Consider the following 25279-nt stretch of genomic DNA (forward strand, 5'->3'; position numbering starts at 1 on the left):
GTCGGTCCTGGGGCAGCGGCGGGGGCGTGCTTTCGGGAGGGGCGGGGGCGTGCCTGCCGAAGCGGCGGGGTCAGAGGTGCTGTTCGGGCGGGAAGCCGGTCCAGCGCAGGTCCGCGGGGAGGTGGCGCATGTCGTTGGCCAGGAGGATGGAGGCGGGGCGGTCGGGCGGGTAACGGATGACGGTCAGGGCCGCGTTGGCGTGATTGAGGCCGAGCCAGCGCCACTTGGGCGCGAACATGGCGTCCCGGACGAGCCAGGCGACCAGGAAGTTGTGGGTGACGACCAGTTCGTGGCGGTCTTCCTCGCCGTCGACCGGGCCGGTGAACCGGTCCAGCGCCCGGCGGGCCAGTGCGGGGCCGTGCGCCCGTTCCTCGTCGGAGGCCCCTTCGAGGAAGCGGAGGAAGAAGTCGGCGGAGTCCGGCGGGAGTTCATCCCTGCGCGGGAGGTGGGGGACGTAGTCGCCGGCGAGTGGCGAGCGGTGCAGGGGTACGTCCTCCAGCTCGTCGGCGATCAGGCGCGCGGTCTCCTCCGCCCGGGGGAGCGGGCCGTGGTGGACCGCTGCGAAGGGGATGTCCCGGAGGCGCCGGCCGAGCAGGGTGGCCTGGCGGCGGCCGTTCTCCGTCAGGCCGCTCTCGTCCGGTGTCGCCTCGCCGTGCCGGACGAGGTGGAGGTAGCGGGTGGCTGTGGCGGGCATTCCCAACCCCTTCGGGCCGTTGGTGATCATGTCCATCGGTGGACGCCACGCTTCCGTTCCCCGGTTCCCCGGGGGCGACCCCGACCCCGTGGCCAGGGGGACCCTGACCCCGTCTCCCCCCGGAGGACGACTCCCCCTAGGGGGCACCCCCTCATAGTGGCCAGGGCCCCTTCCTCCCGGCGGAGGACGTGGAGAGCGAGGGCGTTTCCTTAACCTGTTCCTACGTCGCGCCTGGGGCCGGCAGCAGGGGGGAGGGTGGGGAAAACCCCACCTCAAGACTGCGCTGGGCACCATCGCGCCGGACAGCTTGCTCAACCCAGACTTGGACCGTACTCAACGGCGTCCGTCATTCATCGACATGGCCCGGCCAACAGCCGGGTCCTCGTCGACCGGCACGTCATCAAGCGATATAGGAGACATACCGTGACAACGGCTGTAACCATTCCCAGGCACGGGGGCACTGGAGGGCGTACGGCCGTCGCGGCGCGAGCGCGGCAGGTCGTCAAGGCCTACGGCAGCGGGGAGACCCGGGTCGTCGCGCTCGACCATGTCGACGTGGACATCGCCCGCGGGCAGTTCACGGCGATCATGGGCCCGTCCGGCTCCGGCAAGTCGACGCTGATGCACTGCCTGGCCGGTCTCGACACGGTGACGTCGGGCGAGATCTTCCTCGACGAGACCGAGATCACCAAGCTCAAGGACAAGAAGCTCACCCAGCTCCGGCGCGACCGGATCGGCTTCATCTTCCAGGCGTTCAACCTGCTCCCCACGCTCAACGCGCTGGAGAACATCACGCTGCCGATGGACATCGCGGGCCGCAAGCCCGACGCCGACTGGCTCCGCCAGGTCGTGGAGACCGTCGGACTCGCCGAGCGCCTCAAGCACCGCCCCACCCAGCTCTCCGGCGGCCAGCAGCAGCGCGTCGCCGTCGCCCGGGCGCTCGCCGCCCGGCCGGAGATCATCTTCGGTGACGAGCCGACGGGGAACCTGGACTCCCGGGCCGGGGCCGAAGTCCTCTCCTTCCTCCGCAGGTCGGTCGACGAGCTGGGCCAGACCATCGTCATGGTCACCCACGACCCCGTCGCCGCCTCCTACGCGGACCGGGTGCTCTACCTCGCCGACGGCTCCATCGTCGACGAGATGTACAACCCGACCGCGGACCAGGTCCTCGACCGCATGAAGCACTTCGACGCACGTGGGCGGACGTCATGACTGTCTGGAAGACCTCGATGCGCAACTTCTTCGCGCACAAGGGCCGGATGGCTCTCTCCGCGGTGGCGGTGCTGCTCTCCGTGGCGTTCGTCTGCGGCACGCTCGTCTTCACCGACACGATGAACACCACCTTCGACAAGCTCTTCGCCGTGTCCTCCCCGGACGTCACGGTCAGCCCGAAGGGTGCCGAGGAGAACGACGAGCAGCCCGACAACGGTAAGCCCGCGTCCCTGCCCGCCTCGCTCGTCCAGCAGGTCGAGAAGGCCGAGGGCGTGAAGAAGGCGGAGGGCGCCGCCTTCTCCATGGCGGTCACCGTCGTCAACAGCGAGAACAAGAACATGGGCTCCGAGACCGGCGCCCCCACCATCGCGAGCAACTGGACCGACAACGACCTGCGTTCGATGGAGATCACCTCCGGACACGCACCCCGCGGCCCCACCGAGGTGATGGTCGACGGCGACACCGCGAAGAAGCACAAGCTGAAGATCGGCGACGAGCTGCGCACCATAGCCGTCACCGGTGACATCAGGGCGAAGATCAGCGGCATCGCGTCCTTCACCGTCACCAACCCGGGCGCGGCCGTCGTCTACCTCGACACCGCCACCGCCCAGAAGCACCTGCTGGGCGCCCCCGACGTCTTCACCCAGGTCCTGGTGACCGCCGAGAGCGGCGTCAGCGACACCCAGCTCAAGAAGAACGTGGCCGCGGCCCTCGACGGCTCCGCCGCGTACAGGCTGCAGACCCAGCAGGAGGCCGCCGACGCCAACAAGGACTCCATGGGCGCTTTCCTGGACGTCATGAAGTACGCGATGCTCGGCTTCGCCGGGATCGCCTTCCTCGTCGGCATCTTCCTCATCGTCAACACCTTCTCGATGCTGGTCGCCCAGCGGACCCGTGAGATCGGCCTGATGCGGGCCATCGGCTCCAGCCGCAAGCAGGTCAACCGGTCCGTGCTGCTGGAGGCGGTCCTCCTCGGCATCGTCGGCTCCGTCCTCGGTGTCGCCGCCGGCATCGGACTCGCCGTCGGGCTGATGAAGCTGATGGGCGCCGTGGGCATGGAGCTGTCCACCAGGGACCTCACCGTCGCCTGGACGACGCCCGTGATCGGCCTGGTGCTCGGTGTCGTCGTCACCGTCCTCGCCGCGTACATCCCGGCCCGCCGGGCCGGCAAGGTCTCCCCGATGGCCGCGCTCCGCGACGCGGGGACCCCGGCCGACGCCAAGTCCGGCTGGGTCAGGGCCGGTATCGGTCTGGTCCTCACGGGGGCCGGCGGCGCCGCCCTGTGGGCGACGACGCAGGCCGACAAGGCCACCGAGGGCTCGGGGTTCCTCGCTGTCGGTGTGCTGCTGACCCTGATCGGCTTCATCGTGATCGGCCCACTGCTGGCCGGTGTCGTCGTCCGGGCCCTCAGCGTGGTCGTCCTGCGGCTCTTCGGCCCGGTCGGCCGGCTGGCCGAGCGCAACGCGCTGCGCAACCCCCGGCGTACGGGAGCGACCGGCGCGGCCCTGATGATCGGGCTCGCCCTGGTGGCCTGCCTCTCCGTCGTCGGGTCCTCCATGGTGGCCTCGGCCACCGAGGAGCTCGACAAGTCGGTCGGCGCGGACTTCATCGTCCAGGACAGCGGTGCGGGACGGCCGATCGTGCCCCAGGCCGCCGAGGCCCTGCACGCCGTGCCCGGCCTGGAGCACCTGACCGACTACACGTACATCAAGGCGAAGATCACCGCCCCCGACGGCAGGACGGTCGACGAGGGCATCACCGCCACCGACCCGACGTACCAGCAGGACGTCCGCCGCACCGCCCTCTCCGGCGACCTGGCGAAGGCCTACGACAAGAACGCCATGTCCGTCGGCGAGGACTACGCGGAGAAGCACGGGGTCAAGGTCGGGGACACCCTCAGCATCGCGTTCAAGACGGGGGAGAGCGCGAAGCTGAAGGTCGCCGCCATCACCTCCGACGACACCAACATCGACCGCGGCGCGATGTACACCAACCTCACCACGGCCACCGCGTACATAGCCGCCGACAAGATGCCGCAGAACGTGGCGATGTTCGGCAAGGCCGAGGAGGGCAAGGAGAAGGAGGCGTACGCGGCCCTCAAGAGCGCGCTCGCCGAGTACCCGGTCTACAAGGTGCAGAACCAGGCCGACTTCAAGGAGGACCTGAAGGACCAGATCGGTCAGTTGCTGAACATCGTCTACGGTCTGCTCGCCCTCGCGATCATCGTCGCGGTGCTCGGCGTGGTGAACACCCTCGCCCTCTCCGTGGTCGAGCGGACCCGTGAGATCGGCCTGATGCGGGCCATCGGACTCTCCCGCCGCCAGCTCCGCCGCATGATCCGGCTGGAGTCCGTGGTCATCGCCCTCTTCGGAGCGCTCCTCGGACTGGGTTTGGGCATGGGCTGGGGAACGGCGGCGCAGAAGCTGCTGGCTCTGGAGGGCCTGGAGGTCCTGGAGATCCCCTGGCCGACGATCCTCACGGTCTTCGCCTGCTCGGCGCTGGTCGGACTCTTCGCCGCACTCGTCCCGGCCTTCCGGGCGGGCCGGATGAACGTCCTCAACGCCATCGCGACGGACGGCTGAGGCGCCGGGGGACAGAGGCCGAGCCCCCTCGGGCCCTCGGGGCGGGGGCCGGGTCCTCCGCGCAGCAGAGGTCGCGACCACCTCTGAACCGGACTCTGAACCGACCGTTGAACAGACGGTGTTCACCGTAGGATGACCGGTAGGTCCCGGGGCGTTCCTCCAAATGCCCCGGGGCCGATCCGCTTCCCTGACAGCGCCCGCCGGTCACGGCGGGCGCTGTCAGCTTGTTGCACGGGCGGGCGTAGCCGCGTGCAGCAAGCTGACACGGCTACGCCTCTGCGTCTTCCTCCGGCGCTGGCATCGTCGTCCGTACCGGGACTCCCCGGCACGGACGTCACCGCCGAAAGGGGACAACGTGTACAGGACTTCGCCCCACCCGAAGCCGCGCCGCTCGCCCCGCACCGCCGCCGCCCTCGCCACCGGAATCGCCCTCGCCGCCGTCACCCTCCTCGCCGGCCCCGCGGCGGCCGCCGCCCCCCAGCGCACCTCCCCGGCACCCGCGACGCATTCCGCGTCGGCCGGTGCCCACGACCACGTCACCCGGCTGATCTGTACGGAGCTGGCAGAGGTCATCGGCCAACTGCCCCCGGACTCCCCGCCCGTCCGGGTGTGCAAGCTGGTCAACGGCTGGGACTAGGGCCGGCCGATCGTGATGCGGTTTCAGCTTCTGGGTCCGCTGGCCCTCGCGGACGGCCCCGATGTCGTCGTGCTCCAGCCCTCCAAGCCCGTCATCCTGCTCGCCGCGCTCCTCCTGCACGCCAACTCCACGGTCTCCGCCGAGTACTTGCAGCGTGCGGTGTGGGGCGAGGACCAGCCCGCCACCGCCAAGGCCGCCCTCCAGACCTGCGTCCTGCGGCTGCGCCGGCTCTTCACCAAGCACGGGGTCACCGGTACGTCCATCGAGGCGGTCCCCGGCGGCTACCGGATCACCGCCGGGCCTCCCACCCTGGACCTCCTCGGCTTCCGCGACCAGGTGCGCCGGGCCACGGCCCTCGCAGGTGACCCGGAGGCGGAGCTCTACACGCTCAAGGATGCCCTCTCGCTCTGGCAGGGCTCGCTGCTCGCCAACGTACGGTCCGACGTTCTGCACCGGGACGAGGTGCCCCGGCTCTCGGAGGAGCGGCTCCGTGCGGTCGAGCGGGTCTGCGACCTGCTGCTGGGGCTCGGGCGCTGCGGCGAGGCACTGGTCGACCTGTGGACCGCTACGCGCGTATACCCGGGGCACGAAAGGTTCCACGAGCAGCTCATCGAGGCCCTCTACCGCACCGGACGCCAGTCCCAGGCACTCGCCGAGTACCGCAGGGTGAAGGGCTTCCTCCTGGACGAGCTGGGGGTGGATCCTTCGCCGTCCTTACGGCAGTTGGAGCTGTCCATCCTGCGCGGCGAGGATCTGGGGGCCGGCGGGGGCAGTGGGGCCGGTGGGATCAGAGGGGCTGTGGGGATCAGAGGGGCTGTGGGCGCCCTTGAACCCGCGCCCGCCGCCCTGGACCCGGGCTCCACGCCTCGGGTCGTCAGGGGCGAGGCCGTCCCCCTCCCGGCCCCGGCCCCCGGTGTCGGCCCCGTCCCCGCCGTCCCCCACTTCACCGGCCGCGAGGCGGAGGCCGCCGCCATGGCCGCCCGGCTCACCGCACCACCGCCCCCGGACGCCGGCGGACAGCGGCCCCTCACCGTCCTGGTCTCCGGCGCCCCCGGCATCGGCAAGTCCGCCCTCGCCCAGCACGTCGCCCACCTCGTACGGGACAGCTTCCCGGCCGGCCGGCTGCTCGTCCGGATGACCCGGGCGGACGGCCACCCCCGTACGGCGGACGAGGTCGCCGCCGAGGTGGCCGCCGCGCTGGGTTCCGGACCCCCGGGTGAGCGGGCCCTGCTGGTCCTGGACGACGTGGTCGACGCCGGCCAGGTCCGCCCGCTGCTCACGTCGCCGGACCTGGCCGTCGTCGTCACCAGCCGGATGGGGCTCGGCGGCCTCATCGCCACCCACGGCGGCTGGGTGCACCGGCTCACCGCCTTCACGGAGGCCGAGTCGTACGCGCTGCTGCTCGCCGCCCTCGGTACGGAACGGGTGGAGGCCGAACCCCGCGCCGCCCGTCAACTCGCCGCGCTCTGCGGCCACTTCCCGGCCGCCCTGCGCATCCTCACCGCCCGCCTGCTGACCCGCCCCGGCCTCCGGCTCGGTGACGCCGTCGACTGGCTGGGCGACGACCCGCTCGCCCGCCTCACCCTGACCGACTCCCCGGACCACTCGGTGAGCGGCCTCTTCGACCGCGCGCTGGGCCGCCTCGACCCCCGGCTGTCCGAGGCCTTCCTCCGCATCGGTTCCGGCCCACCGGAGCTGCTGGGCGGGACCGGGAGCACCGGAGGCCCGGAAGGCGCGGGACGTACGGGAAGCCACCCGCCCGTCCCCGAAGACGTACTGGAACAGCTCGCCGACGCCGGGCTTCTGGAGGACGGGCCGCCCGGCCCGTACCGCATCCACGACCTGCTCCGCGCCCATCTGCGAAGAACCGTCCGGATCCGCAACCGCCGCACAGAGAAGGTGTGATCCCCATGGCCGAGAGCGCCGCACCCTCCGCACCCGCACCCGCCGCGCCCGCCCCCACCGGGGCGTTCGACGCGCTCGCCGGGACCCGGCCGCGCATCCGCCGGGACGTCCTGTTCACCGAGACCCCCGGCGGGGTGCTCTTCCACAATGCCGACGGCGGTTTCCACCTCACCGGCCGCACCGCCTACCGCTTCGCCTCCCTCGTCGTCCCCCATCTGACGGGACAGCACCGGCTGGACGAGCTGTGCGCCGGATTCGGACCGGCCCAGCGGGCGATGGCCGCCGAGCTGGTCAAGACGCTGTACGCGCGCGGCTTCGCCCGCGACATCCCGGCCACCGGGAGCGGCACGGACACCACCGGGGACGGGGGCCTCCCCGAGGAGATCGCCGAGCGCTTCGCCGCCCAGATCGCCTACGTCGACCACTACACCGACGACGCCCCCGCCCGCTTCGCCCGCTACCGCACCACCAGCGTCGCGATCCTCGGCGACGACGAGACCGCCCGCTGGTGCGCGCTGAGCCTGCTGCGCAACGGCTGCGCCCGGATCGGGACCACCACCCCCCACGACGACGTCACCGCCGAGGCCGCCGGGGTCGGCGCCCAGGTTGATACGGTCACCGCCCAGGCCGGCACGGTCACCGCCCAGGCCGGGACCCTCCCCGCCGGGCCGGGTGCGAGCTGGGCCGATCTGGACGGGTACGACGTCGTCGTGGTCACCGGTCCCGGGGCTGGGGCCCGTACCCACCGGCTGCTGGCTGCCGGGGTCCCCGAGGGCGTGACGCTCATCCCCGCCTGGCTGTTCGGCCGCCGGCTCGTCGTCGGCCCGCTCTCCACCGCCGCCTCCACCGGCTGCTGGTCCTGCGCCCTGCTGCGCCTCGGCGCCAACGTCGACCCCGGCACCGCCGCCGAACTGTGGAGCGAGGCGGCGGGAGCCGTACCGCCCTCCGGCGACGCCCTCTCCGGGCCGGTCGCGGCGATGGTCGGCAACCTCGTCGGCTACGAGATCTTCCGCCTCACCACCGGGGCGCTGCCCGCCGAGACGGACGGCCAGGTCCTCGTCCAGGACCTCGAATCGCTCGACGTGATGGCCGAGCCGGTCCAGCCCCACCCCCGGTGCGCCCGCTGCGCCTCCCTGGACGCGCGCGAGCCCGCCGCCGCGCTGCCCGACAGCCTCGCGCTCCCCGTCGCCCCGACCGTGGAGACCGCCCGGGACGCGGAGGCGCTGGTCGAGGAGTTGAACCGGGTCAGCACGGCGCTGGTGCGCCCGTACACCGGGACCTTCCGCCGGTACGACGACGAGGAGCTGACCCAGACCCCGCTGAAGCTCAGCCGGGTCGAGGTGGCGCTCGGGGGCGGGGTGCGCCGCCGGATCGCCGCGTTCGACGTGCACCACCTGGCGGGGGCACGGATGCGGGCGCTGTACGCGGCGGCGGAGGTGTACGTCGAGCACGTGGTGCCCCTCCCGGTGCGGGACGTTCCGCAGCAGGCCCTGCGCACCCTCGGCCCCGCCGCCCTCACCACCGGCGGCGGCACCGGAGCCGAGCCCACCGCCTGGGCCACCGCGACCTCGCTGATCACCAAGGAGCCCGTACGGGTCCCCGCAGCGGCCCTGCGCCCCTTCGGCCCCCACAACCGCGACCGGGCGCACCTCGCGAGCCGGGCCGGTTCCGGGGCGGGCGGCAGTGCGGCGGAGGCAGCCGGGCTCGGGCTGCTCTCGGCGCTGGCGCACGACGCGCTGGTACGGGCGGTGCGGGGCACCACGCGGGTGAGCCCGGTCGCGGCCGACGGGAGCGACCCGGAGCTGGTGTTCCTGCTGAAGTCCGCCGCCAACCTGGACATCGCCGTGGAGCTGCTCGACCTGGGCGAGGCGGACCGCACCTCCGCCCATGTGGTGCTGGCCCGCGAGGCCGAAGGGCTTTCCGGGCAGGGCCGTTGGGCCGTCGGGGCCGGGCTCTCCCGCCGCACGGCGACCGCCTCCGCCCTGCGCGACCTCCTCGGCCGGGCGCAGCTCGCCGCCGAGGACCCGGGCGCGGCGGTCGACCTCGGCGACCCGCTGCTGGGGGACCTGGCTGCGGCGGCGATCGCTGTGGGCGGGGAGTCCGTCGCGGTGGAGGGGGCGGAGACCACGTTCGATGCCGTGCTGGACCGGCTGCGGTCCGCCGGGCGCGACGCGCTGTACGCGGCGACGACCCCGGCGGACCTCCCGTCGGGCTCCGTCGCCACGGCCCGGGTGCTGCTGACGGTGGACGGCGAGGGCGGCCCCGATGCCCGTTGAGACCCCGCAGCGCGAACTGCCCGCACTGCTGCCCGTACTGGAGGAGTCCACCCGGCTGCTCACGGAGCTGGTGACGGCGGGGCTCACCCGGAACGGCGGGGCGGCGGCGGCCGCACCTCTCGACGTCCAGCCCCTCGGCGTACGGGACGCGTTCCGGGAGGAGCGGCGGCCGGCCGCCTCCGCAGTCCCCGTCCGCTACTACGGGCGCCACGCCGTCGTCGGCCCCTTCCCGGCCTCCCCCGGCACCCGGCAGCTCCCCTGCGCCCGCTGCCTGGAGCGCCGCTGGCAGGCCGTGCGCTCGGTCGCGCTGCGCGAGGCGCTGGAGCTGGGTTCGGGGACCCGGGCGGCGGGCCCGTCCCCGTACATCACGCCGTTCGCCGCCGAAGCGCTCGCCGGGGTCGTCGCCGCCAGGCTGGACGGCGGCGGGCCGGAGACCGGGGCCTTCCCGGCCGTCCACCTCGTCGACCTCCAGACCCTGGCCGTCCGCCACTACCCGCTCGTCCCGGACCCCGAGTGCCCGGTCTGCTCCACCCCCGAGCCCGACACCGACGAGACCGCCACGATCACCCTGAAGTCCGCGCCCAAGCTGCGGCCCGGCAGCTTCCGGGTCCGGGACATCGGCTCGTACGAGCTCCCCGTCGAGCCGTACGCCAACCCGGTCTGCGGCTCGCTGGGCCCGTCCGTCGTCCAGGACATCTCGTCCACCTCGACCTCGGCCACCATCGGCTGCTTCTCGATGCGCTCGGGGCCGTATTTGCGCGAGACGTTCTGGGGCGGGCACGCCGACACCTTCGCCGAGAGCGTGCGGATCGGGGTGCTGGAAGGGCTTGAGCGGTACGCGGGCATGCGGTCGCGGGCCAAGCGCGCCCAGGTGCACGCGAGCCTGGACGCGCTGCGGGCGGACGGCCGGGCAGCCGTCGACCCCCGGGTCGTCGGCCTCTACTCGGACGCCTTCCACCGCGCCAACCCCCGTGTACTGCCGTTCACTTCGGACCGGGAGATCCCCTGGGTGCGGGGCTGGTCGCTGCGGGACCAGCAGACGGTTCTCGTGCCGGAGGTGCTCACCTACTACCACGCACCCGGCCTGGAGAACCGGTTCGTGCAGGAGAGCTCCAACGGCTGTGCCTCGGGCGGTGCGTTGGAGGAGGCCGTCTACTTCGGGCTGATGGAGGTCGTGGAGCGGGACGCGTTCCTTCTCTCCTGGTACGGGCAGGCCGCGCTGCCCGAGATCGACCCGCGCACCAGCCGCCGCCCGGCCACCCGCCAGATGGTGGACCGGCTGGAGATGTACGGCTACGAGGCCCGGTTCTTCGACACCCGGATCTCCTTCCCGATCCCCGTCGTCACCGGCGTCGCCGTCCGCCCCGACGGCGGCAGGGGCCGGATGTGCTTCGGCGCGGGCGCCGGGCTCGACCCGGAGGCAGCACTCGCCGGGGCGCTCTGCGAGATCGCCACGGACGCCGTCAACCTCCAGGGCCGCACCGAGCGGGACGAGGAGCGGCTGCGGGCGATGGCGTACGACTTCGACAAGGTGGCGGCGCTCCACGACCACCCGCTGGCGTACGGGATCCCGGAGATGGGCGACCACGCGGACTTCCTGCTCGGCGCACCGGGGGAGGTGCGCCGCCCGCCGCGTTCCTTCGACGAGCTGTACGGGGACGGGCCCGGCGGCCGGCCGGCCCTCCCCGCCTCCGACGATCTGCGCGAGGACCTGCGGCGGTGCGTGGACACCGTCACGGCCGCCGGGTTCGACGTGGTCGTGGTCGACCAGACCATGCCCGAGCAGCGGGCCCTGGGGCTGACCACGGTGAGCGTCCTCGTGCCCGGCCTGCTGCCGATCGACTTCGGGTGGAGCAGACAGCGCGCCCTGCACATGCCCCGGCTGCGGACCGCGCTGCGCGAGGCGGGGCTCCGCACGGCCGATCTCACCGACGCCGATCTCAACCCGGCCCCGCACCCGTTCCCATGACCGCGCCCCCCACCCCCGCTCCCTTCTCCTCTGCCGTGACCAAGGAGCTCGCCATGGGATACGCCCATGAATACGCCGCCGCGATCATGCACCGCGGCCGGGTCCCGATGGACCCCGCCGACTACGTGCCGAACTGGCAGGACGGCCCCCGCAAGGCCAAGTTCTACCCGGGTGCCGACAGCTTCCCGCTGCCCGACGCCGCGTACCCCTCCGACGCCACGCTCGACCGGGGCCTGTGCCCCGAAGGGGCGCCCGGGGACGGTGAGTTCGACCTCGCCACCCTCTCCGGCATGCTGCGGGACTCCTACGGGCTGACCGGCCGCCGGCTGGGCGTGCAGGCCAACACCGACCTGAGCGCCCTGCCCTTCTACCCGCTGGCGAACTGGTCGCGCGGCTCGGCCTCCGGGGGCGGCCTCTACCCGGTCGGCGTCCACTGGGTCTCCGGGCCGAGCGGCCCCGTACCGCCCGGTGTGCACTACTACTCCACCCGCCACCACGCCATGCAGCGACTGCTCACCGGCGATGTCTCCGGCCAGGTGCGCGCCGCGCTCGGGGAGGGTGCGCCGGGCCCCGCGACCGATCAGTACCTGGTGCTCTCCATCAAGTACTGGCAGAACTCCTTCAAGTACAACAGCTTCTCCTTCCACGCCGTCTCCATGGACCTCGGTGCCTGTGTCCAGACCTGGCGGATGTGGGCCGCGGCCCGGGGTCTTGCGGTCGAGCCCGCGCTCTGGTTCGACGAGGAGCGGCTCGCCGCCCTGCTCGGGGCCGACCCGCGGGAGGAGGGGATCTTCGCGGTCGTCCCGCTGAAGTGGGGTGGATACAAGCCGAGTTCGGATGACGAGGTGTCGGCGGCCGCTCCCGTCTCGGTAAGCAGCGAGGACGTCTCCGAACGCCCCAAGGACGTCTCCGTCCGCCGCAAGGACGTCGAGCGCTCCCGTACGGTCCTCACCTTCGACGCCCTGCTGCGCATGCAGGAGGCCACCTCCGCCGGTGCCACCGCCCGCCCCGCCCCCGGCGCGCTGGCCCCGGCCGCCGCGCACCCCGTCGACCCGGCGGCGGCGGAGGTCGAGCTGCCGCCCGCCCGGCCGCTGGAGACCGACGTCCGCACTGCCCTGCGCGACCGCCGCTCCAGCTTCGGCCGCTTCGAGGGCCAGCAGCCCGTCACCCGACCGCAGTTGGCGGCCTGCCTCGGTGCGGCGGTGGCCGGATCGCGCCTAGGCGGGGACGCCGGCGAGGTCCCGCTCGCGAAGCTGTACGCGTTCGTCAGCCATGTGGAGGGGCTGGAGCCGGGCAGTTACGCGTACGACCCCGAGCGGCGGAGCCTGCGGCGGGTGAAGGAGGGGCGGCCGGGTGAGTTCCTCCAGAAGAACTACTTCCTGGCCAACTACAACCTGGAGCAGGCCGGGGCCGTCCTGGTGCCGACCGTCAGGACCACCGCCGTCCTGGACGCGGTCGGAGACCGGGGATACCGCCTGGTCAACGCCACGATCGGGGCCGTCGCCCAATCCGTCTACACCGCCGCCTCCGCCGTCGACCTCGGCTGCGGAGTGGCGCTCGGCTTCGACAACATCTCCTACATCGAGGAGCTGGGTCTCGAAGGGACGGGCGAGGCGCCGCTGCTGATCATGATGATCGGCAATGAACGGCCCGCCCCGGCCGACTTCCGCTACGAGATCGCCTGAGCGGGGGAGCCGACGATGAACCATGACAACCATGACCTCAATACCGCCGGGATCCGGCCCGCGTTCATGGTCCGGGTCGCCGGGCTGCCGGTCGAGAGCGTGCAGGAGCTGCGCTGCCCGCAGAGCCGCCGATGGGCCGACGAAGTCCTTGACGAGTCCGCCCAGTTGCGACTGCTCGCGGAGAAGGCCGGGGACCAGCTCCACGACCTGATCGGCGGCAGCGACGACGAACCGCTGCGCCGGGCCCTGCTGAAACTGCGCCGGGACATCTTCAACAACCGTCTGCCCGCGACGGAGTCCGCCGACCGGACCCTCGACCGGGTGCACTCCCTCGACCCGGCCGCCGCCTCGACCCTCGCCGACTGGCTGACCGGCCGCCGGGCGCTGGACGGGCGGCTCGGTGCGGGGGCCGGTCTGCTGGCCGCCGAGACCGGGCGCAGCCGCGAGGCCCTGCGCGCGCTCGCCGGCCACGAACGGCTCCGCCGGGGCCTGTTGCTCGCCTCACCGGCCCTGGACGCCCAGCTCGACGCGTACCGGAAGCAGACCCCGGCGGCAGGCGCCCGGCCCGACAAGAAGCAGCGCAAGATCGAACGGTCGCTGCTGAGTTACGTGTACCGGACGGCGTGCAAGACGAGCCCGTTCTCCACCTTCACCGGGGTCGCGCTGGGTTCGCTCGGCGGCTCCGGCGGGCTGCGGCTGCGGGTCGAGGAGGAGTGGCGGACGCAGGCCCGGCTCAACGTCGTCGCGCTCGGCCGTCTCGCCGACGCCGTCATCGCCGACCCGGCCCGCCGCGCGGACCTGCCGGTCGCCCCCGCCTCCGGGTGGGGCCGCGACGACGACCGGGTGCGGTACGTCCGGCGGTGGGTCACGGCGGGCGACGACGACACCGCCGTCACGTTCGACGCGGTGAAGGACCGGCTGTTCTTCCTGCGCCGCAGCGGCACCCTGGACCGGCTGCTCACCCTCTTCGAGGAGCGGAGCGGGACCGTGCTGCGGTACGGGGACCTGGTGGAGTGGCTGGCCGGGGACCAGGGGGCCGCGCGCGAGGAGTGCGAGCAGTACCTCGGCGCGCTGCTGGACGTCGGCATGGTCCAGGTGCCGTGTCTGCGGACCGAGGTCCACGACACGGACCCGCTGCGCGCGTTCCAGGGAGCGCTGCGGGGCCTGGAGCGCCCGTGGGCCGACCGGCTGGCGGACCGGCTGGAGGAGCCCGCCCGGTGCGTCGAGCGGTTCGCGGATGCGTCTGCGGACGAGCGGCGCGCGCTGCTGGACGCGTTGCGGGCGGGGCTGCGGGCGGTCCAGGAGGAGGAGCTGGGGGCGGACCGGGCGAAGGTGCCGCAGACGCTGCTGTACGAGGACGCGGCGGCGGGTGCGCACACGGAGTTCGACCCCGACGCCTGGCAGGAGCTGGCCGCCCGGCCGCTGGCCGCCGTCGAGCGGGTGCTGCCCGCCTTCGATCTCACGCTCCCGCAGCGGATCACCTTCGAGGGCTTCTTCCTTGCGCGGTACGGGCGCGGGGGCCGGTGCGACGACCTCCTGAAGCTGGTCCACGACTTCCACGAGGACTTCTTCGACCAGTACATGACGTTCACCGCCACCCGCACCGCGTACGACGCCGACGGCACCTACGTACCGGAGGTGAACTGGCTCGGCCTGGACCGCCTCCGCGCCCTCGACACCGCCCGCCGCACCTTCACCGCCAGGATGGCCGCGCTCCGGGAGGCGGCGGGGCCCGGGGCGGCCGAGGTGCGGGTGGACGACGCGTTCCTGGCCGAGGTGGCCGACGAACTGGACGGGCTCGCGGCGGACTTCGCCCCGATGAGCCACCACCTCCAGATCGCCGACCGCCCCGGCGACCCGCTCGTCGTCCTCAACCGGTCCTACGGCGGGGTCTCGTTCCCCTTCAGCCGGTTCACCGAGCTCTTCGACGGGCTCGACGAGCGGCTCTTCGCGGGGACGGAGGCCATCGTGCCCGAGGGGGCGGTCCTGGCCGAGGTCACCGGCGGGCCGGTCACCAGCAACCTCAACCTGCACGGCCGGCTGACCCCGTACGAGATCGTCTGCCCGGGTGAACGCGGCACGCTGGACGAGGAGTTCAGGATCTCCCTGGACGACCTCCACCTCGTCCACGACCCGGAGGCCGGTCGGCTGGTCCTGCGCTCGGACCGCCTCGACCGCGAGGTGATCCCCGTCTACCTCGGCTACCTCGTCCCCCTCGCCCTCCCCGAACTGCCCCGCACCCTGCTCCTCCTCTCCCCGACCTCGATGGCCCCGCTCAACGTCTGGGCCGGGGTCCCCGAAGGCGCCCCGGACGAGGGCGGGGTCACCTCCCGGCCCCGGGTGCGGCACGGTTCGCTCGTCCTGAGCCGGCGCAGCTGGAGCGCCCCGGCCGCCGCCCTGCCGCTGCACAGGGCCGGGGCGCCGGAGGACGGCTGGTTCCTGGGCTGGCACGCGTTCCGGCGTCACCACGGTTTGCCCGACCGGGTCTTCGTGACCGTGTCGGACTCCGGGGCGCGCGGCGCGACCGGGGCCAAGCCGCAGTACCTGGACTTCGACAGCCCGCTCTCCCTGTCGGCCTTCGAGGCCCTGATCAAGACCCCGCAGGCCCGCGTGGTGATCCGGGAGGCGCTGCCGGACGAGGACGCCCTGCACACCGTCTCCGGCCACGGCCGCCATGTCGCCGAGCTGGCCGTGGAGACGGCCGTACCCGTCCGCAGGAGGACCGTATGACACCGCTCGCGACAGAGACGACCGGCGCCTGGCAGGCCACCCACGTCTTCTACGCCGCCAACCCCCGCCCCTTCCTCCTGCACTGCGTGCGGCCGCTGGTCGCGGAGCTGGAGGCGGACGGGCTGCTCGCCGGGTACTTCTTCATCAACTACTGGCTGGAAGGACCCCACGTACGGCTCCGCCTGAAGCCGTCGTCCCCCGCCGCCGAACCCGAGGTGGCCCGCCGCACCGAGCAGGCCGTGGACGCGTTCCTGGCGGAGCGGCCCGCGCTCTACGAGGTCGACTCCGGGTTCCTCAACGACTTCTACAACACGCTCTTCGAGATCGAGTTCCCCGGCAGCGAGCGCGGCCACTACATGGACGAGCAGGGCCGGATGAACCTGCGCCCCAACAACTCCCGCCACCGGGAGGCGTACGACCCGGAGTTCGGGAAGTACGGCGGCCCGGCCGGGATCGAGCTGGCCGAGTGGCACTTCCGGCACTCCAGCGACCTCGTCATCGACGCGCTCGCCACCAAGAACCTCCACCTGCGCACGGTCCTCCTCGGGACCTCGGCCCAGCTGATGATGGTGATGTCGTCGACGTTCCTGCCGGAGCGGGCGGAGCTGACCGAATACCTGGCCAGCTACTACGAGTTCTGGCACCGCGCATTCCCCGGCACCGGCTTCATCGGTACGGATGAGTACGACCGGAACTACGCCCGTACGGCGGACGGGCTGCGGGACCGCTTCACCCGTATCCGGGCCGCCACCGCCCCGCCCGGGAGCGCGCGTTCGCTCCCCGGGTCCCTGGCCGGCTGGGCCGAGCACTGCGCCGAACTCCGGGACCGCGCACGGAAGCTGGCCGTCGACGGGGACCTGGTCTTCCGGTCCTGGGACGGTGAGCGGGACGAGCGGGTCACCGACCCGGCGGTGGCGCTGCCGCTGCTGCTCTCCCCGTACATGCATATGACCAACAACCGGCTGCACGTCACCATCCGGGACGAGGCGTATCTCAGCCATGTTCTGGGCCGGGTGCTCAAGGAGTCCGCCGAGGAGTCCGTATGAGTGCGTCCGGGGCATCCGGGGCGCTCGCCGACTACCGCCCCGAGCTGCGCCCCCGCGTCCTGCTCAGCGACCCGCTGCTCGACGGAGCCGCGACCGTACACCTGATCAAGGACACCGGCAGCGGCAACTCCTTCAAGGTCGGTCCCAAGGAGCACTTCCTCATCGCCCGCATGGACGGCGGGCGGAGCCTCGCGGAGATCGGCGAGGAGTACGCGGGGGAGTACGGGCGGCGGCTGGCGGACGCCCACTGGCAGCAGATCCTGACCATGCTGGGGACGAAGGGGCTGCTGGCCGGAGTGCCCGCGCAGCCGCCCCCCGCTCCCACGGCCGAACGCCCCACCCTCCTGCGCGGCACGCTCCCCCTGGTCGCCGACGCCGATGCCACCACCGCCCGCCTCCACCGGATCTTCGGCTTCCTGCTCACCCCCTGGGCGATGGGGCCGCTGCTGGTGCTGATGGTGGCCATGGAGGCGCTCGTCATCGCCCATTCCGGCGACATGCTCATCGCCGTAAGGGAGTTGTTCACCAACCCCGTCCTGCTGACCGGCGCCGCGATCCTGCTCTGGGTGAGCACCGCCCTCCACGAACTGGCCCACGGAGTGGTGGCCCGGCACTACGGCGGCCGGGTCGCGGAGATCGGGCTGCGATGGCGGCTGCCGGCCGTCATCATGTACTGCACGGTCGACAACTACCTTTATCTGGGCGGTCGTCGGCCCCGCATCGCGACTGCCGTGGCGGGCGCCGTGATGAACCTCCTCTTCCTGCTCCCCTTCTGCGCGCTGTGGATCTTCGCCCCGCTCGACGACGCCACGCACGAGGCGATCTCCGCGCTGCTGCTCCTCGGCAGCTTCCAGGCGTTCGCGATGCTCGTCCCGCTGCCGCCGCTCGACGGCTACAAGATCGCGAGCCAGCTCGCCGGGGCCACCGGACTCGCCGCCTCCACCGGCCCCTACCTGCGGCTCGCCCTGCGCCGCTCCCCGGAGGCGGCCGCCTACCCCCGCCGTGCCCGAATCGCCTACCCCGCCTATGCGTTGGGCACGGTGCTGGTTCTCGCCGCCCTGGTCGCGGCGGCCGTCGCGGGCGTCCATCATCTGCTGACGGCCTGATCCCCCTCCGGGCCCCGAAGCCCCGTGTTCCACCCCAAGGAGAGTTCCATGACGTCCACCGCCCCCCGCACCCCGCAGGACCCCCCGGCGGAACCGGCCGCCGGGCCCGCCGTCGCCCTGACCGGCGTCCACAAGACGTACGGCGCCACCCGGGCCGTCGACGGGGTGTCGCTGACCGTCGCACGCGGGGAGTTCTTCGGCCTGCTCGGGCCCAACGGGGCGGGCAAGACCACGCTCGTCGAGATCATGGAGGGCCAGCGCCGCGCCGACTCCGGGACGGTGGCGGTCCTGGGGGAGAGCCCCTGGCCGCGCAACACCGCCCTGCTGCCCCGGCTCGGCGTGCAGACCCAGAGCTCGGCGTTCTTCGTCCGGCTGACCGCCCGCGAGCACCTGGTCACCATGGCCGCCCTCTACCGGTGCGACGCGGCCGCCGCCGAACGGGCCCTGGCCTCCGTCGGCCTCACCGAGCAGGGCGACACCCGGGTCGACGACCTCTCCGGCGGGCAGCGGCAGCGGCTCGCCATCGCCTCCGCCCTGGTCCACGACCCCGAGCTGATCTTCCTGGACGAGCCGACCGCCGCCCTCGACCCGCAGGCCCGCCGCTCCCTGTGGAAGGTCCTGCGCGACCTCAAGGGCGCGGGCCGCACCATCGTGTACACCACGCACCACCTGGACGAGGCCGAGGCGCTCTGCGACCGGGTCGCGATCATGGTCGAGGGCAGGGTCGCCGCGCTCGACAGCCCCGGCCGGCTCATCGCCGCCTCCAGCCCGACCACCCGCCTGCTGGTCCCGGCCGACCGCCTCACGCCCGACCAGGCCCGCGCCATCCCGGGCGTGGACCGGGTCACCGAGGAGGGCGGCTCGATCGTGCTGGAGACCCTCGCCTCGGGCCGGGTCCTGGCCGCCGTCGACGAGATCGCGGGGCTCCAGGGCGTACAGACCAGGACGGCGAGCCTGGAGGACGTCTACCTGGCGCTGACCGGGACCGGAGCCCCCCAGCCGTAACTCCCGGTGCGACGCGCCCTTCCACCTCGAACCAGCGATACGGAGACACCCCCATGAGCGCCTACACCGCGCTGAGCCAGGCCGGGTACCGGGCCTACACCCGCGACCGCACGACCCTCTTCTTCACCTTCGCCTTCCCGCTGATCTTCCTGGTGGTCTTCGGGCTGATCTTCCACGGCCAGACGGTCGAGGAGAGCGGCAAGCCCTACATCAACTACATCGCGCCCGGCGTGCTCTCCTGGGGCGTCGGCAACGCCGCCGTCTTCGGCGTCGGGTTCGTCCTCATGCAGTGGCGGCGCGACGACATCCTCCGGCTGATCCGGATGACTCCCACGCCCGTCTCCGCCGTCCTCGCCTCCCGCTATGTGCTGGCGCTCGGCATCGGCGCCGTACAGGCGGTCCTGTTCGTCGCCGTGGCCCTCCTGCCCTCGTTCGGGCTCCAGTTGGACGGGCGCTGGCCGCTGGCGCTGCCGGTGCTGGTGCTCGGCATCACCGCGTTCCTCGCGCTGGGCGTCATCGTCGGGAGCTACGCGAGGACCCCGGAGGCGGTCGCCGCCGTCGCCAACTGCCTGATGATCCCCATGGCGTTCCTGTCCGGGTCGTTCTTCCCGCTGGACGCGATGCCCGCGTGGATGCAGAGCCTCTCCCGCGTCCTGCCGCTGCGCTATCTCAACGACGGGGTCTCCGGCGCGCTGACCGGCGGCGGCTCCCTGACGGACATCGGCGTCGCCTGCGCGGTGCTCGCCGGATTCGCCCTCGTCCTCGGCGCGGTGGCGCTGAAGACCTTCCGCTGGAGCGACAAGTCATGACGACGGCGACGGCAGCCACCTCCCTCGACGCCTCCCGGGACGCCCCCCTCGACGCGGCGCGCGCCGGGCTCCAGTCGGCACTGACCGCCCGCCACGCCGCCACTCCCGGCGGCGGCCTGCCGGCCCCCTACGTCGTCCCGCTCGGGGCCGCCGACACCCTCGGTTTCGGCCACCGGGACCCGTACGCCGACGCCCGCCCCGCCGCCAACGTCCAGCTCACCGCCCGGGCCGTCCTGATCGGCCCCTGGGGCGGCGGTCCCGACGCCACCGCCTGCGGCCAGTGCCTCGCGATGCGGTGGCAGCGGCTGCGCAGCCGGTCCGAGCGGGAGGCGCTGGAGCTGGGCCACGAGCCGCGGGGGGCGGTGCACTGGCCGGTGCTCACCGCGTACGTGGTGGACGCGGTGTGGGCCGCGTACAGCGCGGTCCTGGCCGGTCACGGTGCCGGCCCCGACGCGACTCCGGCCGACCGGGGGAGGCCCGCCAACCCCGACGCCACCCCCGCCGACCGCGCGCTGCCCCAGGTCACCCGCATCGACCTGGCCACCCTCGCCACGGCCACCTTCCCGGTCCTCCCCGAACCCCTCTGCCCCGCCTGCGTGTCCGAGGTCCCCGACACGGCGGAAGCCGCCCGTATGGACCTGGCCCCCGCCCCCAAACCGGACCCCGACGGCTACCGCCTCCGTACCCTCGACTCCTACCCCCTGCCGACCGCCGCCCTCGCCAACCCCGTGTGCGGGGCGCTCGGTTCGGACACCTGGATCAACCCCGCCTCCACCACCACCGCCCCGGTCGCCGGGACCCACTTCGTCCGCGGCTACGCCGGCCTCAACGACGTCACCTGGAGCGGCCAGGCCAACCGGTACGCCACCAGCCGCACCCTCGCCTACCTGGAAGGCCTGGAGCGGTACGCGGGCACCCACCGCCGACGCGGCACATCGCCGGTCGTCGACAGCTACGCCAACCTGGCGGGCCAGGCCCTGAACCCCGCGGACTGCGGCTTCTACGCCCCCGAGACGTACGCCTCCGACCCCCTGGTCAGCCCCTTCGACCCGGACCGCGCGATCCCCTGGGTCTGGGGCCACTCGCTCCGCGACGACCGCCCGGTCCTCGTTCCGGCCCGGCTCGCCCACTACAGCGCCGGGGTCGACGCCGACAACTTCGTCTTCGAATGCTCCAACGGCTGTGCGACGGGGGGAAGTCTGGAGGAGGCGATCCTCTTCGGCCTCCTCGAACTGGTCGAGCGGGACGCCTTCCTGCTCGCCTGGTACGGCCGCGCCCGCCTCACCGCGATCGACCTCACCACCGCGACCACCCCCGCCGTCCGCTCCATGCTCGACCGGGCCGCCCTGCACGGCTACGACGTCCACGCCTTCGATACGCGGATGGATCTGGCCGTCCCCGTCGTCACCGCCCTCGCGGTCCGGCGCGACGGCGGCCACGGCACGCTCTCCTTCAGCGCGGCGGCCGGCTTCGACCCGGCGGACACGGTGGAGGCCGCCCTGTCGGAGGTCCTCACCTACATCCCGCACCTGCCCTACCAGGTGGCCGAGCGGCGCACCGAACTGGAGGCGATGGAGCGGGACTTCACCAAGGTCCTGCACCTCAAGGACCACGCCCAGCTCTACGGGCTGCCGTCCATGACCCGGCACGCGGCCGAGTACCTGGAACCGGTCGCCGTCCTGCCGCTGGAGGAGGCGTTCGCCGACTGGCAGCCGCTGCGCCCGCGCACGGGCGACCTGCTCGACGATCTGCGGTGCCTGCGCGACCAGTTGACGGCCGCCGGGTACGACGTCATCGCCGTCGACCAGACGACCCCCGAGCAGCACCGGATGGGCCTGCACACCGTCTCGACCACCGTCCCGGGTCTGCTGCCGCTGGACTTCGGCTGGACCCGGCAGCGGGCGCTGCACATGCCCCGGCTGCGGACCGCGCTGCGGGCGGCCGGGCGGCGGGCGGACGACCTGCCGGAGGCGGAGATCAAGGCCGTCCCGCACCCGTTCCCGTGACCGGCCCCGCGCACGACGTACGTCAGCCCCCTCCGACCGACGGAGGGGGCTGGCGTACGAGCGGCGCGAGAACGGTGTCAGGCGCTGCAGGAGGTGGTGCTGGTGGTGCTGGAGCAGGTGGAGGTCGAGGAGGAGGACGTGCAACCGGCGAGGACGACCTCCACCGCGTCGGAGTAGTCCGAGATCTCGAAGGTCTCCGACTCCAGCTCCAGGATCTCGTCGGCGAGGGTGGCGAGCTCGGTCTTGGGGGCCATGGTGTTCTCCCTGGTCTCGTGGGGACCGGCCGGCTGCTCCGGCCCGCTGTCCCCGGTCCTGGATCCATTGGAGGGGTGGCCGCTGTCAGATCGGCCGCGCTTTCGCTGTCACTTCGCTGGCACCCGATGACAGCGCGGCGGCAGGGCCCCTGACAGCCGTACGGATCAGGCTCGTTGAGAGAGATGAGGTGCGAAGTGGTCACAGCGGCGAGAACGGCGAGGGACTCGGACGACGCGGACGGCGCGGACCGCGCGGACCGCACGAAGGGCGAGCACGGCTCGGACGGCGAGCACAGCGCGGACGGCGACGGGCGCGCGGGGGCGGGTGGCGAGAGGGCCCCGGGGCCCCCCGGGGCCCCGGGCGGAGACGCAGTGGCAGGCGCGCCCCTGCCGCGCCCGCTGCTGCGCGCCGCCCTCGCGCTCTACCTCGACCTGCACGCCCACCCCGAACTCTCCGGCCACGAGCACCGCACCGCGGGCCTCCTCGCCGCCTGGCTGACGGAGCACGGCTGTACGGTCACCCGCGCGGTCGGCGGCGGCCACGGACTCGTCGGCGTCCTGCGCAACGGCCCGGGCCCCACCGTGCTCCTGCGCACCGAACTCGACGCGCTGCCCGTCACCGAGGCGACCGGCCTGCCGTACGCGAGCACCACCCCCGGCGTCATGCACGCCTGCGGCCACGACCTCCACATCGCGGCGGCGGCCGGGGCGGTGGCCCTCCTGGCAGCGGACCGGGACAGCTGGCGCGGCACCGTGCTCGTCGTGGGCCAGCCGGCCGAGGAGACGCTGAGCGGAGCCCGGTCGATGCTGGAGGACGGCCGCCTGTACGAGCGGTTCGGCACCCCGGACGCGGCCCTCGCCCAGCACGCCGCCCCGCTCCCCGCGGGGACCGTCGCCCACGCGCCGGGCGGGGCGCCCCTGATGGCGGGGAGCATCGCGGCCGACGTCACCCTGTACGGCCGGGGCGGCCACGCGGCCACCCCGCACCTGACCGTCGACCCGGTCCTGATGGCGGCCGCCACCGTGCTCGGGCTCCAGTCGGTGGTCGCGAGGGAGACCGCCCCCGCCGAACAGGCCGTGCTCACCGTGGGCTCGGTGCGGGCGGGCGAGCGCGGCAACATCACCCCTGACACCGCCGAACTCTCCCTCACCGCAAGGGCGTTCACCGACTCCGTGCTCGACCGCCTGCTGGCCGCCGCGGCACGTGTCGTACGGGCCCAGGCCGCCGCCTCGGGCGCCCCGCGCGAACCGGAGCTCACGGTGACCGCCCGTTCGCCCGCCCTGCTCCCCGGTCCGGCGCTGACGGCGGCGGTCCGCCGGGCCCACGAGGCCTCGCTCGGCGCGGGCCGGGTGCTGGACGCCGCCCCCGCGACGGCCACCGAGGACTTCCCGCACTTCGGGGCGGGCGGGGTGGCGACGGCGTACTGGCTGCTCGGCACCACCGGCGTACGGCAGTGGCGGGCGGCACGGGCCGGGGGAGGGCCCGTACCGCCGAACCACGCACCCGGCTTCGCGCCCGACGTCCGTACGGCCCTGCCGGCCGGCGTCACGGCGATGGCCGCGGCGGCCCGCCAGGTGCTGGACCCCGGACCGGGTGGCGGCGGGTCGGTGAGACGGGACACCGGACCCGGCGGCGGCGGGGAGGCGGGGTCATGACGCCCGGGCGGTGCGGGGTCGCCGATGTCGTCCTCGTACGCCGCGACCGCGCCGCCCCGACCGGGTGGACCACCGTCGTACGGCTCCTGGGACTGCTCCCCGGCCATTGGTCCTGCCACCCGGAGGTGGACCAGGACCGGGTGGTGCTGCGGGTCGAGCTGGCCGGGTCGACGGACGCCCCGGCGGTGCGGCGGGCGGTCTCCTGCGTCCTGGCGGACACGGCGCTGCGGGGGTGGACGGAGGAGAGCTGACCCTGCGGGGGTGGACGGAGGAGGCCTGACCCTGCGGGGGTGGACGGACGGAGGGGGCTGACCCGGCCCCGTACGCCCGTGGGTCAGATCCAGCCCCGCTCGCGGGCCAGCAGCGCGGCCTGGGCGCGGCTGGCGGCGCCCAGGGTCTGCATCAGCTCGGCGACGTGCCGCCGGTAGGTCCGTACCGAAACCCCCAGCTCCCTGGCCCCGGCCTCGTCCTTGCCGACCGTGCACATCGCCACCAGCACCCGCCGCTCCATGGCGGAGAGGTCGCCGCGGGAGGTGCCGTTCCCGCCGTCGGCCGGGGGCAGCTCCTCGGCCTGGTCCCAGATCCTCTCGAACAGCGCGATGATGTTGGAGACCAGACCGCTGCGGTGGGCGAGCAGCGCGCCCCGGGAGGTGTCACGGGGGTCCAGCGGTACGAGGGCGGCCCGGCGGTCGTAGACCAGGAGCCGTTCGGTGGTGTCCGTCGTGACCCGGATCGACGCCCCGTGCTCGGACAGCTCCCGCAGATAGGCGGCGGTCGGCGGGTCCTGGAGGGCGACGCTGGAGACGACGTTGCGGATCCGTACCCCGCGTCTGAGGCAGCGCAGGTCCAGCGGTCTGGAGCGGGCGATGTTCTCCGGGGAGAGCCGGGTGTACGGCTCCACGGAGAGGATCTCGTCCCGGGCGAAGAAGGCGAGGTCGTCGATCCGGTTGCGGATCTGGGCGAGCCCCTCCAGCTGCTCGATGCCCTGCGGAGGGGGCGTACGGGCCCCCTGCTCCGCGCGTAGACCATCAATGACGTGCCGCGACCGGGTGACGCGCTGCAGCTCCTGGTGGAGCGTGTGGAGCCGCAGATCGACCAGGCGGGAGAGGGCGGTCTCCGGGTCGACGGGCACGATACGGCGGCCGTCGCCGTCCGCACGCAGGAGGCCCAGCTCTTCGAGCCGGCCTATCCGGGCACGGGCCTGCCCGGGTTCGTTGTGGAGCAGGAGGTGGAGGTCGTCGGCGGCGGTGCCGGGGTTGCGCAGGAAGTGGCGGTAGATCTCTTCCTCGGCCTCGGAGACCCCGAAAACCGCCATCTCGTTCTCGCCCACGTACGCCCCCGATACCCGATACCTGGTGTCCGCTTGAGTCCGTGCCCCGCGGGGGATCGCCCTGCGGTGCCGTTCGCCGCCCGCTGTCGTGGCCGGTGGAACTGGTGGAACCGTGTCTGCGCCGGTGATCCGTCGGAAACCGTTCGTGCCATGGTCGGCCACAGACTAGACGGTGGGATCACTCCTGTGAGGACCCCGGACAGAACTGTGTGCCCTACGGAGATGAACGGTGGGCGACCGGCGACGAGCGGTGGTGGCGGCGCGACGGACGGCCCCGGACGGGTACCGCCGGTACCCGCGAGGGTGCCCGAACGGGCACCCCGTGGAGACCCCGGCGCCGTCCACGTAGAGACTCCCCACACGGCCCGCCCGGTACA

General features: G+C 73.3%; 18 protein-coding genes. 15 read left to right on the forward strand and 3 right to left on the reverse strand.

Annotated features, from left to right (window positions below; all coding sequences use genetic code 11):
* Positions 1-70: 70 nt before the first annotated feature.
* Positions 71-694, reverse strand: a complete 624-nt coding sequence (locus IE264_RS28110) for a histidine phosphatase family protein (RefSeq protein WP_032757344.1) — start codon at positions 692-694, stop codon at positions 71-73.
* A gap of 423 nt (positions 695-1117) precedes the next feature.
* On the opposite strand from IE264_RS28110, the gene IE264_RS28115 reads away from it, so the two are divergent.
* From IE264_RS28115 to IE264_RS28175, 13 genes are all read left to right on the forward strand, one after another.
* Entirely contained in the window at positions 1118-1906 is a 789-nt protein-coding gene (locus tag IE264_RS28115) for an ABC transporter ATP-binding protein (RefSeq protein ID WP_015609036.1), read from the forward strand.
* On the forward strand, positions 1903-4488 hold the full coding sequence (locus IE264_RS28120) for an ABC transporter permease (RefSeq protein ID WP_032757247.1): 2586 nt from the start codon (positions 1903-1905) through the stop codon (positions 4486-4488). The genes IE264_RS28115 and IE264_RS28120 overlap by 4 nt, the downstream gene beginning before the upstream one ends.
* 355 nt (positions 4489-4843) lie before the next feature.
* Positions 4844-5125: a hypothetical protein gene (locus IE264_RS28125; RefSeq protein ID WP_032757248.1), complete on the forward strand. Its 282-nt coding sequence runs from the start codon at positions 4844-4846 to the stop codon at positions 5123-5125.
* A gap of 15 nt (positions 5126-5140) precedes the next feature.
* Positions 5141-7030 carry an AfsR/SARP family transcriptional regulator gene (locus tag IE264_RS28130; protein ID WP_032757249.1) on the forward strand — a complete coding sequence of 630 codons (1890 nt, stop codon included), beginning with the start codon at positions 5141-5143 and terminating at the stop codon, positions 7028-7030.
* Positions 7031-7035: 5 nt separating this feature from the next.
* Entirely contained in the window at positions 7036-9306 is a 2271-nt protein-coding gene (locus tag IE264_RS28135; protein ID WP_032757250.1) for a TOMM precursor leader peptide-binding protein, read from the forward strand.
* On the forward strand, positions 9296-11275 hold the full coding sequence (locus tag IE264_RS28140) for a TOMM precursor leader peptide-binding protein (RefSeq protein WP_032757252.1): 1980 nt from the start codon (positions 9296-9298) through the stop codon (positions 11273-11275). Before IE264_RS28135 ends, IE264_RS28140 begins: the two co-directional genes overlap by 11 nt.
* A gap of 53 nt (positions 11276-11328) precedes the next feature.
* The gene (locus IE264_RS28145) at positions 11329-12960 is read left to right on the forward strand and encodes a nitroreductase family protein (protein ID WP_032757254.1); all 1632 of its coding nucleotides are present in this window, start codon (positions 11329-11331) and stop codon (positions 12958-12960) included.
* Between the two features lie 15 nt (positions 12961-12975).
* The gene (locus IE264_RS28150) at positions 12976-15690 is read left to right on the forward strand and encodes a lantibiotic dehydratase (RefSeq protein WP_032757256.1); all 2715 of its coding nucleotides are present in this window, start codon (positions 12976-12978) and stop codon (positions 15688-15690) included.
* Positions 15687-16736 (forward strand): lantibiotic dehydratase C-terminal domain-containing protein, encoded by a 1050-nt coding sequence (locus IE264_RS28155; RefSeq protein ID WP_032757258.1) that lies wholly within the window; start codon positions 15687-15689, stop codon positions 16734-16736. Before IE264_RS28150 ends, IE264_RS28155 begins: the two co-directional genes overlap by 4 nt.
* Positions 16733-17842: a M50 family metallopeptidase gene (locus tag IE264_RS28160; protein WP_032757260.1), complete on the forward strand. Its 1110-nt coding sequence runs from the start codon at positions 16733-16735 to the stop codon at positions 17840-17842. Before IE264_RS28155 ends, IE264_RS28160 begins: the two co-directional genes overlap by 4 nt.
* A 48-nt stretch (positions 17843-17890) precedes the next feature.
* The gene (locus IE264_RS28165; RefSeq protein WP_032757262.1) at positions 17891-18847 is read left to right on the forward strand and encodes an ABC transporter ATP-binding protein; all 957 of its coding nucleotides are present in this window, start codon (positions 17891-17893) and stop codon (positions 18845-18847) included.
* A 53-nt stretch (positions 18848-18900) separates the two neighbouring features.
* Positions 18901-19656, forward strand: a complete 756-nt coding sequence (locus IE264_RS28170; RefSeq protein WP_015609025.1) for an ABC transporter permease — start codon at positions 18901-18903, stop codon at positions 19654-19656.
* The gene (locus IE264_RS28175) at positions 19653-21662 is read left to right on the forward strand and encodes a TOMM precursor leader peptide-binding protein (protein WP_032757264.1); all 2010 of its coding nucleotides are present in this window, start codon (positions 19653-19655) and stop codon (positions 21660-21662) included. The genes IE264_RS28170 and IE264_RS28175 overlap by 4 nt, the downstream gene beginning before the upstream one ends.
* 77 nt (positions 21663-21739) lie before the next feature.
* Here the strand turns inward: IE264_RS28175 and IE264_RS28180 are convergent, their stop codons facing one another.
* Positions 21740-21916 (reverse strand): thiazolylpeptide-type bacteriocin, encoded by a 177-nt coding sequence (locus IE264_RS28180; protein WP_015609023.1) that lies wholly within the window; start codon positions 21914-21916, stop codon positions 21740-21742.
* 372 nt (positions 21917-22288) lie between these two features.
* On the opposite strand from IE264_RS28180, the gene IE264_RS28185 reads away from it, so the two are divergent.
* A complete protein-coding gene (locus IE264_RS28185; protein ID WP_051821830.1) occupies positions 22289-23572 on the forward strand; it encodes an amidohydrolase in 1284 nt (427 codons plus the stop codon).
* Positions 23569-23823, forward strand: a complete 255-nt coding sequence (locus IE264_RS28190; protein WP_032757266.1) for a hypothetical protein — start codon at positions 23569-23571, stop codon at positions 23821-23823. The genes IE264_RS28185 and IE264_RS28190 overlap by 4 nt, the downstream gene beginning before the upstream one ends.
* A gap of 83 nt (positions 23824-23906) precedes the next feature.
* On the opposite strand, the gene IE264_RS28195 is transcribed toward IE264_RS28190, so the two are convergent.
* Positions 23907-24902 (reverse strand): helix-turn-helix transcriptional regulator, encoded by a 996-nt coding sequence (locus IE264_RS28195; RefSeq protein ID WP_078657463.1) that lies wholly within the window; start codon positions 24900-24902, stop codon positions 23907-23909.
* Positions 24903-25279 lie beyond the last annotated feature (377 nt).

Source organism: Streptomyces microflavus (assembly GCF_014650075.1).
Lineage (GTDB): Bacteria > Actinomycetota > Actinomycetes > Streptomycetales > Streptomycetaceae > Streptomyces > Streptomyces microflavus.

Bases quoted from the DNA above. Each gene is read 5' to 3' on its own strand.
- IE264_RS28190 (WP_032757266.1), top strand. From the start codon at position 23,569: ATGACGCCCGGGCGGTGCGGGGTCGCCGATGTCGTCCTCGTACGCCGC.
- IE264_RS28180 (WP_015609023.1), bottom strand. From the start codon at position 21,916: ATGGCCCCCAAGACCGAGCTCGCCACCCTCGCCGACGAGATCCTGGAG.
- IE264_RS28145 (WP_032757254.1), top strand. From the start codon at position 11,329: ATGGGATACGCCCATGAATACGCCGCCGCGATCATGCACCGCGGCCGG.
- IE264_RS28150 (WP_032757256.1), top strand. From the start codon at position 12,976: ATGAACCATGACAACCATGACCTCAATACCGCCGGGATCCGGCCCGCG.
- IE264_RS28130 (WP_032757249.1), top strand. From the start codon at position 5,141: ATGCGGTTTCAGCTTCTGGGTCCGCTGGCCCTCGCGGACGGCCCCGAT.
- IE264_RS28140 (WP_032757252.1), top strand. From the start codon at position 9,296: ATGCCCGTTGAGACCCCGCAGCGCGAACTGCCCGCACTGCTGCCCGTA.
- IE264_RS28175 (WP_032757264.1), top strand. From the start codon at position 19,653: ATGACGACGGCGACGGCAGCCACCTCCCTCGACGCCTCCCGGGACGCC.
- IE264_RS28120 (WP_032757247.1), top strand. From the start codon at position 1,903: ATGACTGTCTGGAAGACCTCGATGCGCAACTTCTTCGCGCACAAGGGC.
- IE264_RS28160 (WP_032757260.1), top strand. From the start codon at position 16,733: ATGAGTGCGTCCGGGGCATCCGGGGCGCTCGCCGACTACCGCCCCGAG.
- IE264_RS28165 (WP_032757262.1), top strand. From the start codon at position 17,891: ATGACGTCCACCGCCCCCCGCACCCCGCAGGACCCCCCGGCGGAACCG.
- IE264_RS28110 (WP_032757344.1), bottom strand. From the start codon at position 694: ATGCCCGCCACAGCCACCCGCTACCTCCACCTCGTCCGGCACGGCGAG.
- IE264_RS28155 (WP_032757258.1), top strand. From the start codon at position 15,687: ATGACACCGCTCGCGACAGAGACGACCGGCGCCTGGCAGGCCACCCAC.
- IE264_RS28135 (WP_032757250.1), top strand. From the start codon at position 7,036: ATGGCCGAGAGCGCCGCACCCTCCGCACCCGCACCCGCCGCGCCCGCC.
- IE264_RS28170 (WP_015609025.1), top strand. From the start codon at position 18,901: ATGAGCGCCTACACCGCGCTGAGCCAGGCCGGGTACCGGGCCTACACC.